At 68.6% G+C, this 15,174-nt stretch carries 14 protein-coding genes and 1 pseudogene; 5 read left to right on the top strand and 10 right to left on the bottom strand.

What is annotated here, in order from left to right; translation table 11 throughout:
- Positions 1 to 61 precede the first annotated feature (61 nt).
- From QM626_RS13500 to QM626_RS13480, 5 genes are read right to left on the bottom strand one after another with little or no spacing between them, the layout of a single operon-like run.
- The gene (locus QM626_RS13500) at positions 62 to 742 is read right to left on the bottom strand and encodes a UbiX family flavin prenyltransferase (protein ID WP_415077473.1); all 681 of its coding nucleotides are present in this window, start codon (positions 740 to 742) and stop codon (positions 62 to 64) included.
- Positions 739 to 1,992, bottom strand: a complete 1,254-nt coding sequence (locus tag QM626_RS13495) for a M20 family metallo-hydrolase (protein ID WP_415077472.1) — start codon at positions 1,990 to 1,992, stop codon at positions 739 to 741. The genes QM626_RS13500 and QM626_RS13495 overlap by 4 nt, the downstream gene beginning before the upstream one ends.
- Positions 1,989 to 3,404: a UbiD family decarboxylase domain-containing protein gene (locus QM626_RS13490; protein ID WP_415077471.1), complete on the bottom strand. Its 1,416-nt coding sequence runs from the start codon at positions 3,402 to 3,404 to the stop codon at positions 1,989 to 1,991. Before QM626_RS13490 ends, QM626_RS13495 begins: the two co-directional genes overlap by 4 nt.
- Positions 3,404 to 4,765, bottom strand: a complete 1,362-nt coding sequence (locus QM626_RS13485; protein ID WP_415077470.1) for a dihydroorotase — start codon at positions 4,763 to 4,765, stop codon at positions 3,404 to 3,406. Before QM626_RS13485 ends, QM626_RS13490 begins: the two co-directional genes overlap by 1 nt.
- Positions 4,762 to 6,405 (bottom strand): HAL/PAL/TAL family ammonia-lyase, encoded by a 1,644-nt coding sequence (locus QM626_RS13480; RefSeq protein WP_415077469.1) that lies wholly within the window; start codon positions 6,403 to 6,405, stop codon positions 4,762 to 4,764. The genes QM626_RS13485 and QM626_RS13480 overlap by 4 nt, the downstream gene beginning before the upstream one ends.
- Positions 6,406 to 6,573: 168 nt before the next feature.
- Between QM626_RS13480 and QM626_RS13475 the strand changes: the two genes are divergently transcribed.
- On the top strand, positions 6,574 to 7,032 hold the full coding sequence (locus QM626_RS13475) for an Lrp/AsnC family transcriptional regulator (protein WP_415077468.1): 459 nt from the start codon (positions 6,574 to 6,576) through the stop codon (positions 7,030 to 7,032).
- Positions 7,033 to 7,137: 105 nt separating this feature from the next.
- On the opposite strand, the gene menE is transcribed toward QM626_RS13475, so the two are convergent.
- The 4 genes from menE to QM626_RS13455 form a co-directional block, all read right to left on the bottom strand.
- Positions 7,138 to 8,667 (bottom strand): o-succinylbenzoate--CoA ligase, encoded by a 1,530-nt coding sequence (menE, locus tag QM626_RS13470; protein WP_415077467.1) that lies wholly within the window; start codon positions 8,665 to 8,667, stop codon positions 7,138 to 7,140.
- Positions 8,668 to 8,717: 50 nt separating this feature from the next.
- Complete coding sequence (locus QM626_RS13465; RefSeq protein ID WP_415077466.1) at positions 8,718 to 9,167, bottom strand: MaoC family dehydratase; 450 nt, start codon at positions 9,165 to 9,167, stop codon at positions 8,718 to 8,720.
- Between the two features lie 92 nt (positions 9,168 to 9,259).
- Positions 9,260 to 10,147: an amidohydrolase family protein gene (locus tag QM626_RS13460; RefSeq protein ID WP_415077465.1), complete on the bottom strand. Its 888-nt coding sequence runs from the start codon at positions 10,145 to 10,147 to the stop codon at positions 9,260 to 9,262.
- Positions 10,144 to 11,061 (bottom strand): SDR family NAD(P)-dependent oxidoreductase, encoded by a 918-nt coding sequence (locus tag QM626_RS13455; RefSeq protein ID WP_415077554.1) that lies wholly within the window; start codon positions 11,059 to 11,061, stop codon positions 10,144 to 10,146. Before QM626_RS13455 ends, QM626_RS13460 begins: the two co-directional genes overlap by 4 nt.
- Before the next feature lie 104 nt (positions 11,062 to 11,165).
- Here QM626_RS13455 and QM626_RS13450 point away from each other — a divergent pair, with 104 nt between their 5' ends.
- The 3 genes and pseudogenes from QM626_RS13450 to QM626_RS13440 all read left to right on the top strand — a co-directional run bounded on the left by QM626_RS13450 (position 11,166) and on the right by QM626_RS13440 (position 12,767).
- Positions 11,166 to 11,639, top strand: a complete 474-nt coding sequence (locus QM626_RS13450) for a MarR family winged helix-turn-helix transcriptional regulator (RefSeq protein WP_415077464.1) — start codon at positions 11,166 to 11,168, stop codon at positions 11,637 to 11,639.
- A gap of 664 nt (positions 11,640 to 12,303) precedes the next feature.
- Positions 12,304 to 12,582, top strand: a pseudogene (locus QM626_RS13445) (SDR family NAD(P)-dependent oxidoreductase); the annotation flags it as partial.
- A gap of 20 nt (positions 12,583 to 12,602) precedes the next feature.
- On the top strand, positions 12,603 to 12,767 hold the full coding sequence (locus QM626_RS13440; protein ID WP_415077553.1) for an SDR family oxidoreductase: 165 nt from the start codon (positions 12,603 to 12,605) through the stop codon (positions 12,765 to 12,767).
- Positions 12,768 to 13,174: 407 nt separating this feature from the next.
- On the opposite strand, the gene QM626_RS13435 is transcribed toward QM626_RS13440, so the two are convergent.
- Positions 13,175 to 13,936, bottom strand: coding sequence for an alpha/beta fold hydrolase (locus QM626_RS13435; RefSeq protein WP_415077463.1), 762 nt, complete (start codon positions 13,934 to 13,936; stop codon positions 13,175 to 13,177).
- Positions 13,937 to 14,208: 272 nt separating this feature from the next.
- Here QM626_RS13435 and QM626_RS13430 point away from each other — a divergent pair, with 272 nt between their 5' ends.
- Positions 14,209 to 14,961, top strand: coding sequence for a FadR/GntR family transcriptional regulator (locus QM626_RS13430; protein ID WP_415077462.1), 753 nt, complete (start codon positions 14,209 to 14,211; stop codon positions 14,959 to 14,961).
- The last annotated feature ends 213 nt before the right edge of the window (positions 14,962 to 15,174 follow it).

Here is a 15,174-nt window from a genome sequence, read left to right as displayed (position 1 = left end):
GGCGGTTGGGGCTGCCGAAGCCCATCGTGCGTTTTCCGTGTTTCCGACACGTGTCGACGGGCTACGATGCAACTCCGGGGTCTATGGATGAATGTTGTTCAACAGCGGCGACTCCCTGCCGTCGCGTCCCGGAAGATTCCCCGAGCGCCGTCGTGGCGGTGCGCTCGGCGGGCACGCCGGGCCACGGCTCGCGTCGCGCGCCGTGGATGCCGACCCGCGCGAGCGTCCGGTGCGCGATGTCGTCGACGATCTCGGCGACGGACGCCGGCCGCTGGTAGAAGGCGGGGACAGGGAACGCGATGACGCCGCCCAGATCGGCGACCCGCCGCATCGACTCGAGGTGACCGCTGTGCACCGGGCTCTCGCGCACGAGCAGCAGCAGCGGCCGACCCTCCTTGAGGCAGACGTCGGCGGCGCGCGAGACGAGGTCGTCGGTGATGCCGTGCGCGATCGCGCTGAGCGAGTGGATCGAGCACGGGGTGACCACCATCGCCGCGACCGGCGTCGACCCGGAGGCGATGGACGCGCCGATGTGCGAGTGCTTGTGCACGACGTGCGCGAGCGACTGCACATCGTGCAGCGGGATGTCCGTCTCCTGCTCGATCGTCAGCCTGCCGGCGGGCGTGATGATCAGGTGCACGTCGTGCTCGTCGAGCTCCCGCAGGATCCGGAGACAGCGCACGCCGACCATCGCGCCGCTCGCTCCCGTGATCGCGACGACCACGATCGGCCGCCGGGTCAACGGTCGCTCCGTTCGTCGAGCAGCACGACGCCCTGACCGAGCGCGTGCACGCCCAGCGCCACGTCCGCGAGGTCGGTCCATTCCTCGGGCGCATGGCTGCGCCCGTCCTGCGAGGGGGTGAAGATCATCCCGGCCGGTGCGAGACGAGCCAGTTGCACGGCGTCGTGACCGGCGCCGGAATACAGCCGGCGCGCCTCGTGCCCCAGCAGTCCGATGCCGTCGGCGAGGACGGCCGACACCGCCGTGTCCATGGCTGTCGGAGGCTCGGGGGGCAACCAGTCCACCGCACCCGCGACCCCGCGTCGTGCGGACTCCTCGGCGACCGCGTCATCGAGAGCGGCACGTGCCTGGGCGAACCAGCGCGGGTCGGAGCTGCGGAACTCGGCGGTCACCAGCGCATCCGCGGTCACCACGTTGGTCGCCTCGGGGGTGAGTCGGATCTCTCCCACGGTGCCGACGGCGCCGGCACCGGCGGCGGCGATGCGCTCGATCGCGAGCACGGCGCCGGCCGCCGAGCAGCTCGCGTCGTGACGCCGGTCCATGGGCATGGTGCCGGCATGGTCCCGGCGGCCCGAGAACCGCGCCCGCAGCCGGGCGATTCCGGCGATCGCCGTCACGACGCCGAGTGAGGCTCCCTCGCTCTCGAGGACAGGCCCCTGCTCGATGTGCAGCTCGAGGGATGCCGCGACCTCGCGGGGCGCCCATGCGCACTCGCGGACCCGATCGGGCGCGCGGCCGTCGGCGACGAGCGCGTCAGCGAGCGTGACGCCCTCGTCGTCCACGAGCGACAGGTGCTCCGGCCGGAGGTTCCCGGCGAGAGCGCGCGAGCCGATGCAGCTCAGCCCGAAACGGTTCGGCTCCTCGTTGTAGTAGTCGACGACGCGCAGCGGGTGCCGCAGCCGGATGCCCGACTCGGCGAGGAGACGGACGACCTCGATCGCGCCCAGCACCCCGATCACGCCGTCGAACCGGCCGCCGCCGGCGACGGTGTCGGTGTGCGAGCCGATCACGATCGCCGCAGCGTTCGGGTCGGTGCCCGCGAGCTCCCCGATGACGTTGCCGATCGGATCGACGCGCGTCGCGAGGCCGGCGCGGCGCATCAGCCCGGCCACCCATTCCCGGCTGTCCCGCTCGGGCTCGGAGAACGTCTGCCGCGTCCAGCCCGCGAGACCGTCGTCGCGGATCCGGGCAAGCGCCTCCCAGTCCTCCCGCAGGCGATCGGCCTGCGGCGAGCGCAGCTCGGCGGTCATGACCGCTCCAGCAGCGGAGCGAGGCCGATGCCCGGGTCGAGGACGACGCCGGGATGCTCCGCCGACAGGCGGCGCGCGGCGGCGCGCACCGCATCCGCGGGCGGCAGCGCGAGATGCCACCCCGTGCGCCGACGGTCCGGCCGGCACGTCGCGTCCATGCCGATCTTCGTCACGAGCCCGCCGACGTTCATGGGCTCGTTGCGGTCGGTGATGACATCGGGCACGATCAGCACGTCCTCGTCCCAGCGCATGCGCGCCGTGCGCGCCCAGTGCACGTGCTCGTCGTCCCAGACGTCGATGTCGTCGTCGACCAGCGTGATCTGCTTGATCATGCTGACCGCGGACCAGCAGGCGAAGAACGCCCGCTTCGCCGCGCCCGGCTTGAGGTGCCGCACGGCCGCGACGACGTCGACACGGCCGCCGCCGGCGCGGGTGACCGCGAGATCGGCGACATCGATCCGCGCAGCGCGCAGCGCCGTGACCAGTCCTGCGCCGATCGGCAGCGCGCCCAGCAGTGCATGCTCGGAGAACAGCCCCGGCAGGATGACCTGGAACCTGGCGTCCCGCCGGTGGGTGATCGCGGTGATCTCGACCTCGAGGCCGGCGCCGTAGTCCTCGTACATCCCGTGGTATTCGCTCACCCAGCCTTCCTCGATGGGCCGATCGGGATGCAGCCGGGCCTCGATGGCGAACTCCGCGTCCGCCGGCACGTGCACGTCCACCGTGATCCCGGGGACGACGCGCACGGGTTCGCCCAGCAGGTCCGCCGCGTGGTCGAGCTCGTCATCGCCGAGCCCGAGGTAGAGGCAGGAGGCCAGCTGGATCGCCGGATGCGCGCCGAGCGTGATCGCGACATCCAACGGTCGGCCCTGACGCGCCGCCTCCTGCGCGAGCGCCATCAGGTGGTGGTTGGGCGCGATCCCGATGAAGGCGCGATTGTCGCCGAGCGGCTTGATACGCGCGTACGACGCGTTGCGGTGGCCCGTCGAGGGCTCGTGCGCGACGATCAGGCCCGCGGTGAGGTATCGGCCGCTGTCGCGTTCGAAGAAACGCGGGATCGGAAGCAGCGCGAGCAGGTCCTCGTGGTCCTCGGCGCGCAGCACGGTGTGCTGCACCGGCGCGTGCGACACGACGACCGGTGGGGTGCGGACCGTGGTGGCGCGCGCGATGCGCGCGCTCAGCTCCCGGGTGAGACAGCCCAGAGCACGCGCGATGCGGGTGCGGGAGTTCAGCACGTTCGCGAACACCGGGAACTCCGACCCGTCGGTACGCGCGACGCGGACGGCGGGCCCGGCGTCGACGAGGCCGATCATGGCGGCCAGCTCGTAGTCGAGCGCGACAGGCCCCACGAGATCGAGAACCTCGCCGTCGCGGGCGAGATCGTCGAGGAAGGAACGGCACGACTGGTCCATCAGACCACCCGCCCCGCGACATAGCTGCCGGCGCCGGCGGGCGCGACCACCGCCCCCGCGCGGTATACCGCGCGCCCGCGTACGACCGTCTCGACGATGGAGCCGGCCAGCTCGACGCCTTCGTACGGCGTCCAGCCCGCCGTCGAGAGCTGCTCCTCGGCGCGGATCACCGTACGGCCTCGCGGGTCGAACACGACGTAGTCGGCATCGAACCCCGCTGCGAGGCGGCCCTTGCGGTGTCCCAGGTTGAACCGGGAGGCGGGGTTCTCGGCGAGGACCTGAGCGCAGCGCAACAGCCCCATGCGTCCGCCGAGCCAGCCCTCGCCGAGAATCAGGGGCGCGAGCGTCTGCACGCCGGGCGCGCCGGAAGCGTTGTCGAAGATCACGGCCTTCGACTTGCGCTCGATCGCCCAGGGCGCATGGTCGCTCGTGACCATGTCGAAGCCGCCCTCGGCGAGCAGCTCCCAGTTGCGGGCCACCTGTGCGGGGGCGCGCAGCGGCGGGTTGATCTTGCCCCGCGCGCCGAGTCGCGCCATGTCGGTCTCGTCGACGACGAGATAGTGCGGGCACGTCTCGCTCGTGACGTCCGCGCCCGCGGCACGAGCTGCGACGAGCACCGCGGCGGTCTCGGGCGTCGAAGCGTGGAAGACGTGGAAGCGTGCCCCCGTGGCGGCGGCGAGGTAGGCCCCGGCGGCGACCGCGATGGTCTCGGACTCGGTGGGCCGGCTGCGGCAGTGGTCGATCGGCGAGGTGCGTCCCGCGGCGATCGCCGCGGCGACGAGCGCGCCGATGATCTCGCCGTCCTCCGCGTGCACGCCGATCGTCACGCCCGCCTCGCGGCCGGCGAGAAGGATGTCGCGCAGCTCCGCGTTGTCGATGCGCGGAAAGCGGAACGGATCCGTGTTGAACATGGAGACCTTGAACCCGCACGCTCCGGCGTCCACCATGGCCGCGACCTCCACGCCGCGGGTGCCGGGTGCGACGGTGCCGTGCAGCGCGACGTCGACGACGGCGAGCTCGGCGATGCGCTCGGCCTTCTGCTCGAGGAGCTCGCGCGTGTTGACGGGCTGGAACGCGTCGTAGGGCATGTCGATGATCGTGGTCACGCCGCCGGCGGCCGCCGACCGCGTCGCCGCGCCGAACGTCTCCCCCGGATCGCTGTACGAGTGCACGTGCGCGTCGACGACTCCGGGGAACAGCACGGCACCCCGGTGGTCGTCGACGGGCATCACCGCGGACGCCTGCTGCGCCTCGCGTGCGGCGAGCGTCTCGACGATGTTCTCGCCGTCGACGACCAGGCCGCCGTCCCGCAGGACAGCGGTGGGTGTCACGACGTCGCCGCGCACGAGGCGCGGGCTCATCGGAGGGCTCCGATCGCCGTCGCGACGGCCGCCGGCACGGTTCCGCTCTTGACGAGCGCCTGGGCGGCGTACATCCACTCGGACTGGTAGACGTCCTCCTTGGTCTGCGGGATCGTCTCGCGCACGCGGTCGTAGGCGGCCTTCGTGCCCTCGCCGAGCGCGAAGCCGGCGAGATGAGGAGCGGCCAGGTCGATGCCCTGGGCGGCGAGGATGAACTCGACGCCCAGGATCGCCTGCACGTTCGCGATCACCTGGCGGGCCTTGCGGGCGGAGTACGTGCACATGCTCACGTGATCCTCCTGGTTGGCCTTGCCGGGGATGGAGTCGATGACGCTGGGCATGCTCAGGAGCTTGTTCTCGCTCGCGATCGCCGAGGCGCTGCAGTGCACGATCGAGAATCCGGTGTTCAGACCCAGCTGGCCGCCGACGAGGTTGAGCGGCAGACCGTAGCTGAGGTTCGGATCGGTGAGACGGAACGAGCGCCGCTCGCTGATCGCGCCGAGCTCGCTCGCGGCGATCGCGATGAGGTCCGCGGCGTAGCCGATGGGCTCGCCGTGGAAGTTCCCGCCCGACACGACGTCGTAGCCGCCTGCGTCGTTCGCGAAGATCAGGGGGTTGTCGGTGGCCGAGTTGGCCTCCCGCGTGAGCAGCATCCGCGCGAAGCGGAGCCCCTCGCGGGCCGCGCCGTGCACCTGCGGGGCGCAGCGGAACGAGTACGCGTCCTGCACGCGCGGCTTGTAGGCGTCGCCCGGCCGGTTCTCATCGGGCAGCTTGACCCTCCGGGCGTCCTCCGTGGTCAGGGTGGATCCGGCGATCAGCCTCCGGGTGTTCTCCGACGACTCGAGCTGGCCTTCGGCGTTGCGCGCCGCGTGGATGCGGGAGTCGTACGCGGCCTTCTCGCCGCGCACCGCTTCGAGCGAGAGCGCATGGGCGACGTCGGCCGTGCGAGCGAGGAGCTCGGCATCGGCGAGCGACAGGATCGCGCTGGCCAGCGAGATCGTCGAGCCGTTGATCATCGCGAGCACGTCCTTGGGGGCGAGCGCGAAGTCGGGCTCGAGGCCGGCGGCCACGAGGGCGTCGCGTGCCGGCATCCGCTCGCCGCGGTAGCGGGCCTCGGCCTTCTCGTGGCCGATCATCACGCTCACCATGTGCGCAAGAGGTGCCAGGTCGCCCGAGGCGCCGACCGAGCCCTGCCAGGGGATGACGGGAAGCACGCCGAGGTTGAGCATCGCGAGCAGTCGGTCGAGGCACTCGATGCGAATGCCCGAGTGACCCTTCGACAGGGCGTTGACCCGCAGCAGCAGGAGCGCACGCACCTCGTGCTCCTGCATCGGCTCCCCGATGCCGGCCGAGTGGGCGTTGATGATGAGGCGCTGGAAGCGGTCGAGCTCCGCCACGGGCACGCGGACGTCCATGAGGCGCCCGAGTCCGGTGTTGATGCCGTAGATGGGTCCTGCGTCGGGCGAGAGCCAGTTCTCCTCCACGTAGCGCCGCACGGTCACGGTCGTCTCGCGCGCGGCGTCGGTCATCGCGACGTACGGTGCGCCAGGCGCGCCGTACGCGACGGTGACGACGTCCTCGACGGTGAGCGTGGCACCGTCGAGGTAGACGGTGGAGGGCGAGCCGGGGGCGAGGGACATGGGGTGGAGCCTTTCGGATGCGATCGATTCGACGAACGGCCATGATCCTGAAGACGCAATGTTTCAGACACGTATCCGATGCATAATTTGCGAAAACAACCCTGTAGACCGCATGATGTTCAGCACGAACAGGAGTGGGGGCCTCGAATGCCGAATATCGTTCCCGAGGTGCGGATCGACGACATCGATCGGAAGATCCTCGCGATCCTCCGCCGGAACGGTCGCGCGACGAACAAGGACATCGCCGCGGAGGTCGGCATCCCCGCCTCGACATGCCTGCTCCGGGTGCGTCGTCTCGTCGAGACCCGCATCGTGCGCGGATTCCACGCCGACATCGACTCCGGCATGCTCGGACGCCCCATGCAGGCGATGCTGTCGGTCCAGTTGAAGGTCCACACGCGGGCGGAGAACGATCGCTTTCTGAAGAAGATGCTGGGGCTGCCGGGGGTGATCTCCGTGGCGCTGATGGCGGGCGACGACGACTATCTCGTGCACATCGCCGCCGCCAGCCCGGCTGCGCTCTCCGATTTCGTGCTCGACTGCGTCACCTCGGACCCCGCCGTCGCGGGAACCCATACCCGCCTGGTGTTCAAGCACGTTCCGGCGGCCGGCGACTGGATGAGCTAGCGATATCGGCCTCGGCCGTCGTCCACTCGGCCGATGGCCGCGTGATCTCCGCGGCGGACACTCGCTACGACGCGATGATGGTGCGTCGGGATCGTGACAGCCGCGTCAGACCGTCCTGCCGAAGCGAGTGCGCAGATCGGGTTTGCGGATCTTGCCGCTGGCGGTGCGCGGGAGCTCCTCGACGACGATCACGTTCTTGGGCAGCTTGTAGCGGGCCAGCACACCGTCGAGGCGCGCGCGCACCTGCTCGGTCGTGACCTCGGCGCCGTCTCGAACCGTCACGACCGCCCAGGGCACTTCTCCCCAGCGCTCGTCGGGGACGCCGATCACCGCGACGCCGGAGATCGCCTCGATGTCGCCGATGAGGCTCTCGACCTCGGCGGGATAGATGTTCTCCCCGCCGGAGATGATCATGTCCTTCAGCCGGTCGGAGATGTAGAGGTAGCCGTCCTCGTCGAGATAGCCGAGGTCGCCGGAGCGGAACCACCCGTCGTCGGTGAAGGATGCAGCGGTCGCCTCCGGCATCCCGTGGTAGCCGAGGAACACGTTGGGGCCCGAGATCTCGATCTCGCCCACGGTGCCGCGCGGCACCACGCGGCCCTCCTCGTCGGCGATGCGCACGTCGGTGAAGAAGTGCGGCAGTCCTACGCTGCCCTGCTTGGCACGGGTCATGTCGGGCGAGAGCGCGGTCGCGCCCGGCGAGGTCTCGGTCATCCCGTACCCCTGCGAGAAGTGCAGTCCGCGTTCCTCGTAGGCGTTCAGGATGCGGGTGGGCACCGCGGAACCGCCGCAGGTGAGCTTGTGCAGGCTCGACAGGTCGGTGCTCGGCCACGCCGGATGGTCGGCCATGAGCTGGTATGTGGTCGGCACGCCCGAGAGCATCGTCACCCGGTGCCGTTCGATCAGCTCGAGCGCCCGGCCCGCCTCGAAGCCCTTCTCCAGCACCATCGTCCCGCCGGTCATGACCACCGGCATCGCGCCCATCCCCAGCGACGCGACGTGGAACAGCGGCGAGATCATGAGGGCCACGTCGGCGGAGACGACGTCGTAGTCGACGATGCAGTTCATGGCGCACCAGGTGAGGTTGCCGTGGCTGAGCAACGCCCCCTTGGGCTTGCCGGTGGTGCCCGAGGTGTAGACGATCGCGACCGGATCGTCGAGGGAGACATCGGCATCCGCGTGCCCGCCCGGTGCGGCGGGCCCCAGCTGGTTCAGGCCCGGGATGCGGTCGGTGCCGTCCCCGGTGAGCAGCACATGCGGGATGCGGGCGGCCTCGACGCCATCGGCGACCCGGTCGGCGAGCTCCACGTCATGGATCAGGGCACGCGCGCCCGAGTCGGTCAGCACGTACGTCACCTCCGGCGGCGCGAACCGCGTGTTCACCGGCACGAACACCGCGCCCAGCTGGGCGCACGCGAACAGCGTCTGCAGGAAGTCGGGACTGTTCTCACCCAGATAGGCGACCGCGTCCCCCTTGCCGATGCCGCGCGCCGCCAGCAGCGCGGAGATCTGGTCGACCCGGTCTGCCATCTCGCGGTAGGTGAGCGTGTCGCCGTCGCCGAGGATCAGCGCGGTCTTGTCCGGCGACTTCAGCCGGCGCTTGCTCATCCATGAGCCCAGTCCATGGTTGTGCATCGTTGCTGCTCCCTCTTCGTCGAGGTCTCATCCGGCGCGGGTCGGGGTGGTCAGGCGTAGAAACGCTGCAGGCTGCGCGCCACCACGGCGGGCTTGGCGCCGCCCTCGATCTCGATCGTCGCATCGAGTGCCAGCTGGTAGCCGCCGGGCACCTCGGCGACCTCGGCGATCGTGCCGACCAGACGGATGCGCGAGCCGACCGTCACGGGCGAGATGAACCGCACCTTGTCGAGACCATAGTTCACCTTCGTGGTCGCGCCGTCGATGTCGAACACCGCCGTCTGCAGCGGGATCAGCAGCGACAGCGTGAGGAAACCGTGCGCGATGGGAGCGCCGAACGGACCCTCTTTCGCGCGCTCCGGATCGTGGATCCACTGGTGGTCGTCGGCGGCGTCCGCGAACGTGTCGATCCGCTCCTGCGTGACCTCGATCCACTCGGAGGGACCGATCTGGGTGCCGACGTACGAGGGCAGCTTCGCATAGGGGGCGACGGTGCTCATGGGATGTCTCCTTCGGTGGGAATGTCGCGGAGGTGCGTGGCCGCGGACCTGTACGGGTCGAGACCGATCGCGGACGCGGGCGACGTCATGGCTCAGACCAGCCCGAACAGGCGCGCGGCGTTGTCTTTCAGGATGCCGGGCAGCGCCTCAGGCCTGAACAGGGCCGCGGCGTCGGCGTCGCGCCGCCAGCGGTCCGGGGTCAGCAGCGGGAAGTCGGAGCCGAACAGTACCCGCCGTGTGAGATACGAGTTGGCAGCGCGCACCAGCGAATCCGGAAAGTACTTCGGGCTCCATCCCGACAGGTCGATCCAGGTGTTGTGCTTGTGGGTCGCGACGCTCAGCGCCTCGTCCTGCCACGGCACCGAGGGGTGGGCCATGATGATCTGCAGCTGCCCGAAGCGGGCGGCCACCTCGTCGAGGAGCATCGGGTTCGACAGCGCCAGCCGGAGGCCGCGACCTCCCGGCATCCCCGCCCCGATGCCGGTCTGCCCGGTGTGGAACAGGGCGATCACGCCCGCGTCCTGCAGCAGCTCGTACAGCGGGAAGAAGCGCTGGTCGCTCGGATCGAAGCCCTGCACGGTCGGGTGGAACTTGAACCCGCGCACACCGTTCTCCTCGATCAGGCGCTTCGCACGGTCGAGGGCGTCGGGCCGGTTCGGGTCGACCGAGCCGAAGGGGATGAGCACGTCGTTGTTGCGGGCGGCGCCCGCGGCGATCTCCTCGTTCGAGATCGGCGGATGACCCAGGTTCGTCTCGGAGTCGACCGTGAACACGACCGCCGCCGTGCGGCGCTCGCGGTAGTACGCGGCGACCCCGTCGATGTCTGGCTTGTCGATGTCGGCGCTGAAGTACGTCGCCGCAGCCTCGGTCAGGTCGGGCGGGAGCGAGGAGTGTCCGTGCGCGTCGACCTCGACGTGCACGTGCACGTCGATCGCCTCGATCGCCTCGAGGTCGATGGCGGGCTCGTAGCGCGTGGTCACCGCGCCAGCTCTTCCGGCAGCGGCGGGAAGCGCTCGCCGACCGACTGCTGGTGCGCGCCGACGAGCTCGGGGAACTCCGCCTCGAGCGCCGTGGCAGACCAGCCGCCGTCGTGATATGCGGTCACGACGGCCTCGGGGTGCGACCAGAGCTGGATGCGGTCGCCGCCCACGCCGATGGCCTGCCCGGTCACGCTCGCCGCGGCATCCGAGGCGAGATAGGCGATCAGCGGCGCGACGTCGTCGGACGTGCCGAACCCGAGATCGTGACGGAAGAACGCCGGCATCGGCTCACCGTTCGCCTCGGCCTCGACGGCGGCGGCGAAATAGGGGACGGTGGCCGTCATCGCGGTCGCGGCGACCGGGATCACCGCGTTCACAGTGATCTCCGCCTTCCTCAGCTCGAGGGCCCAGGTGCGCACCATGCCGACGATGCCGGCCTTGGCGGCGGCGTAGTTGGTCTGCCCGAAGTTGCCGCGCTGCCCGGTCGGGGAGCCGATCGCGATGATGCGGCCCGCGATCTGGTTCTCGCGCATGTAGGTCGCCGCCTCCCGCACACAGGTGAACGTGCCGCGCAGGTGCACGCCGATCACGGTGTCGAAGTCGTCGTCGCTCATCTTCCACAGCACCGTGTCGCGCAGCACCCCTGCGTTGGTGACCAGGATGTCGAGCCGACCGTAGGTCTCGACCGCGGTCTGCACGAGCCGCTTCGCCGTCTCGGTGGGCCCGACGGGGGCGACGACGGCGATCGCGGTGCCGCCGGCGTCCGTGATGGTCTTCACCGCCTGCTCCGCGGTGGCCGCGTCGACGTCGTTGACGACGACGGACGCGCCGTGCCGGGCGAGCTCCTGCGCGTAGGCCAGGCCGAGACCGCGTCCGGAACCGGTGACGATGGCGACTTTGCCGGTGAGGCTCATCGGTGCTCCCTCTCTCATGCGTCGACTCTGCTCTCGCACCGACGATCGTAGGTTGCAATTATTGAAACTGTCAATTGTTTCGGGGATGCGAATAGACTCGTTCGGTGAGCACAGCGGACGGCACCCCCCAGCGCGATCCCGCTCGCCTCTGGGAATCACGCGTCGGCACTGACCTGAGCTTCCTCCTCGCCCGCGCCAATGCCTTGTCGTTGGCCGCGGCGCACGACGCGCTCGCGCCGCACGGGCTCAAAGTGCGGCAGTTCTCGGTGTTGGCGATCGTGGCCGACGGGCTGCGTCCGACCCAGCGCGAGCTCGCTGAATTCCTCCGCTTGGATCCGAGCCAAGTCGTCACGCTGGTCGATCAACTGCAATCCCGCGACTTGCTGCGCCGAGAGCCCGATCCCACGGACCGCCGGAACAACGTCGTCGTCGCAACCCCGGCCGGCATCTCGCTGCACGACGCCGCGCGGGCAGATGTCACGCTTGCCGAACAGGCGCTGTTCGGTGTCGTCGATCCTCGTCAGCTGCGCGACCTGCGGATGACGCTGCACTCACTAGCAGGACCAGCCACCGCCTGACGGCAGGACTCACGCTCCAGCTGTGAGCCGGCGCTCAGCCGACTCGGCACCAGCGCCCGCACCGTCGTGCTAAGCACGACCTTCCCGAGGAAACGTGTGTCAAACCAGCTAAGCACGAATTTGAAGAGACAACGTTGTGGTTGTGCGCGACGGGGACACGGGACCGCAGTGGCCCCGCGCGGCCTCACCGACCGGAGGAAGAACCGGGTCTGGGCAGCCTCCGACGTCATGGCCGAGCTCGACGATCTTGACCGCCGCGTCCAGGCAGTCACCCAGCAGGATGCACGACGCAGCGAACCCTAGGAGGGGCTCCGGACGGAAGACCCGGATTCATGCGGGCACGTCGGCGCGCCTCGAGCCCACGCCGGAGGACGGTTTTGCCCGTTTCTTACCCAGGAACTGGTTCCGGATCAAAGAGAAGCCCCGCGATCCCAGTGTTTCCAGGGGTTCGCGGGGCTTCGACGGTGGCGGTGACGGTGGGATGAACCCGTACGCCCGACATCCGGCTCGATCTCGAACCCCGGTTTCACGAGGATTCGCTCAGATCAATGTCCTGATTCGCCCTGAGTTTCGTTCCGTCCCTTCCTTTTGGAGGATGGAGTTATGCCAGGACCGTATCCGGACGAGTTCCGTCAGCGCGCGCTGCGGATGCTGAGCGAGGCCCATCGACCGACTCACCGACGCCGACTGGCGTTTCACGATCTCGAACGAGTTGGATAGCGTCTTCCACATGAGCCGCGCCGCCTGGCCCCACCTCAAGAGGGCAGGCAAGGGCGTCATCGTGAATACCGCCTCGCTCAACGGCCATCGCGTCGTGCACGGTCTTCCCGCAGGCGCGCACGCCGCGGCGAAGGCCGCGGTTTCGTCGTTCACCCGCGAACTCGCGATCGAGGGCGGCGAGTTCGGCATCCGTGCGGTGTCGATCTCTCCCGGCATCGTCCTCAGCCCGCCACCGCGAAACAGCTGGAAAACCCCACAGCGCGGCGCATCGCGCTCGAGCACGTCGTCCTCGGACGACTCGGCGAGCCGGTCGACGTCGCCTACCTCGCTCTCTTCCTCGCCTCGGACGATGCGTCCTGGATCACCGGCGTCAACTACCTGATCGACGGCGGCGGCTCGATGCTCTGACCCACCATCTGACATCATGGAGGGCCATGCCAAACGATCGCGTGTTTACGCTCGGAGCGCAGCGCGTCGTCCACATCCTCCCCGCGCGTCGCCCCTCGACGGACAGCTGCCGAGGCCGCATCCTGCAGAATCCTGCCGCTCCGGCCCGGGCAGAGCCAGCTCGTCCTCCGCAGCGGTAGCCCGGCGGCGAGATAGCGTTGCCGACGGTAGCGGCAATCACTGGATCCTCCTCCCAGCCACAACGCCCGCAGCTTCCTCTTCAGCCCAACGAGACCTCAAGCGAACCTACCAGTCTCGACTGAATTCAGTGAGGAGCTCCGCGGCACCGGATGCCCACAACCTTTCGATCAGGTATGGCTCCGCACTGCTGACTCAGCCGGCAAAAGCGTCACCCGCCGGACGCTTCTTCACTCGCGTACTGGCCGGCGGAGGAACCGATCAATCGTGTCCGCCAGCGTCATCGGCGCCTCTGAAAGCGCGAAGTGGGAGCTGGCCTCGATCGTCTCAATCCGCGAGCCGGGGAAGAACGGCAGGCAGGCGTCTGTCAGCAAGTCCTTCGTGATCGCCCGATCTTGCGCCCCGACTGCGAAGAGAACTGGCCGGTTGGCGCTCCGCATCTCCGCGCTGAAATCGTTGTCGCACCAGGAGGCCAGGTAAGCGTGAGCAGCCGACGGGTGCGAGGCTCGGAGAGAAGACGCCGCTAACACCCCGGTGACCCCGTTCCCGTACCTTTCTGCTGTGTCGTTGCGAACGAGCATGGCGCGCAGCGCAGGGTCAGAGATCGAACCTTCGAACAGTTCGCGGGTTGCCTTGTCGAAAGGCAAGCTGATAGGAGGGACCGGAGCCACCCCGACGAGCCGTTCAACACGGGTGCGGAGCCGACTGAAGGCAAGCATCGCAGCTTTGCCGCCCATGCTGTGGCCGAGGAGGTCAAACCGGTCCCAACCGAGCTGATCCGCCGCCACGCGGACGTCATCGGCATATTCCGAGATCGAGTACTCGCCCCGCTCACGCAGACGAGCGCCGTAACCCCGCGCGTCGAAAAGCCCAACGGTATACACGGAAGGATCCAACCATTGCACAACGTCGTCCCAAGAGCTTGACGTGGCCATCCAGCCGTGTAGGGCGATTACTCGGATCGGGCCTGAGCCCGCCAGCCTGATCTCCATCGATCCTCCGCATACATCGGTACATTCAGGTGCGAATCATTGCCGTGCCATTGTCGGACAATAATCCGATAGTTGCAAGTCGTACATTTCGCGCGAGCTGTACGAAGAAGCCGTCGGATGAGTGCACCCAAGCCCCGATGTGTGCTTATGTTGGAGTTGAACGCTTCGATGAACGGTCGATTGTTCGACTTTTATTGGCACAACGGAACACCGCCTTACCTCGGCACTCTGTGCGCGGAGATCGCGGCCGGTCGAGAGGATGCATAGGTTTGATGTCGTTCGAGCCCTCCCGCGTGCTTCGGCCACGTCAACAGGTGGAAACGCAGTTGCGCGCTGCGATACTCGATGGCATCTTCGCCGAGGGTAGCCGGTTGCCGAACGAGATCGACTTGGCAGCAAGCTTCGGAGTCAGCCGAGCAACCGTGCGCGAGGCGCTCCGAAGCCTCGCCGACGAGGGCCTCGTCCGTAAGTCACCGGGAGCGCGAGGGGGGACGTTCGTCCAAGCTCTCAGCGCGACAGAGCTCAGCGATCGCCTTCGCGCTGCTGTTGATGCGGTCATGCGTCTCGGCGTTGTCTCGCTCGAGGAGATGATCGAGGTGCGGGAGCTGCTGGAGCTGCCCTCGGCCGAGATGGCGGCTACCCGGCACTCGGACGACGAGATCACCCAGATGGAGGAGAGCATTGCCGCAGCGGCCAATCCTTCTCTCGACCCAATGGCCGCCGATGTGATGCACACCGCGTTCCACATTCTCCTAGCGAAGTCCACCGGCAATGCATTGATGGGTTCAGTCGTGGAGGCACTTCACGGGGTCGAACTGGAGATCGAGGGGGTGGAGTTTCCCTCGGACTATGTGCGGGCAACTGAACACCAGCACCGGGAGATTCTCGACGCCGTCCGCGACCGGGATGCAACGAGAGCGCGCCAAGCTATGATCGACCACCTCGCCTTCACTGCGTCGGTATACCGCAATCGCAGCGAAGGCGGTAGGACGCTTCACCCGAAGTCCCGGAGTAAGCGCTCCTGATCCCAAATGGACGCACGGACTCCGCGAATATTTCAGGGGCGAAGCGAACAATTCAGGGGCGCGAATACTGCGGCACCGGCCCATGCGGGTCTGCTGAACGTATAGGTGACAACTGATCTGTGGTGCCGAGAGGTGCCGCTGGGAGGATGTCATCATGCCCAAGCCCTATCCCCGCGAGTTCCGTGAGGACGTCGTCGCGGTTGCTCGTGATCG

This window comes from Microbacterium sp. (assembly GCF_047606385.1).
Taxonomy (GTDB): Bacteria; Actinomycetota; Actinomycetes; order Actinomycetales; family Microbacteriaceae; genus Microbacterium.
The sequence above is the reverse complement of the archived record's forward strand: the minus strand, read 5'-3'. Positions and strand labels throughout refer to the sequence as shown.

Coding starts and splice junctions, on each gene's coding strand:
- QM626_RS13435 (WP_415077463.1), bottom strand. CDS start 13,936: ATGGAGATCAGGCTGGCGGGCTCAGGCCCGATCCGAGTAATCGCCCTA.
- QM626_RS13480 (WP_415077469.1), bottom strand. CDS start 6,405: ATGTCCCTCGCCCCCGGCTCGCCCTCCACCGTCTACCTCGACGGTGCC.
- menE (WP_415077467.1), bottom strand. CDS start 8,667: ATGCACAACCATGGACTGGGCTCATGGATGAGCAAGCGCCGGCTGAAG.
- QM626_RS13485 (WP_415077470.1), bottom strand. CDS start 4,765: ATGAGCCCGCGCCTCGTGCGCGGCGACGTCGTGACACCCACCGCTGTC.
- QM626_RS13465 (WP_415077466.1), bottom strand. CDS start 9,167: ATGAGCACCGTCGCCCCCTATGCGAAGCTGCCCTCGTACGTCGGCACC.
- QM626_RS13495 (WP_415077472.1), bottom strand. CDS start 1,992: ATGACCGCCGAGCTGCGCTCGCCGCAGGCCGATCGCCTGCGGGAGGAC.
- QM626_RS13430 (WP_415077462.1), top strand. CDS start 14,209: ATGTCGTTCGAGCCCTCCCGCGTGCTTCGGCCACGTCAACAGGTGGAA.
- QM626_RS13490 (WP_415077471.1), bottom strand. CDS start 3,404: ATGGACCAGTCGTGCCGTTCCTTCCTCGACGATCTCGCCCGCGACGGC.
- QM626_RS13455 (WP_415077554.1), bottom strand. CDS start 11,061: ATGAGCCTCACCGGCAAAGTCGCCATCGTCACCGGTTCCGGACGCGGT.